Here is a 331-nt window from a genome sequence, read left to right on the forward strand (position 1 = left end):
TGTTAGCCAATGATAATGATATTGATGGGGATACCTTAACGCTTGATACCAGCGCAATACCAACGGCGACTAAAGGGGTTTTAACCGTTAGCGGGTCATCATTTATCTATACGCCTACGGCTAACCTAAATGGTACAGACACCTTTACTTATAAAATTGACGATGGCAGTGGCACGTTAGTCGATGGCACGGTTAATTTAACCATAAATGCGGTAAACGATTTACCGACAACCGGCACTGATTCGTTCCCGTTAAATGAAGATGAGCCACTAACCATCACTTTTGCCAGCTTGTTAGCCAATGATAATGATATTGATGGGGATACCTTAAC

At 42.3% G+C, this 331-nt stretch carries 1 protein-coding gene; it reads left to right on the forward strand.

The features are described from left to right. A partial coding sequence (locus tag H4J38_RS17495) for a tandem-95 repeat protein (RefSeq protein WP_182133675.1) occupies window positions 1-331 on the forward strand: 331 nt, incomplete at both ends.

It is taken from the genome of Colwellia sp. BRX10-3 (assembly GCF_014077505.1).
GTDB lineage: Bacteria > Pseudomonadota > Gammaproteobacteria > Enterobacterales > Alteromonadaceae > Cognaticolwellia.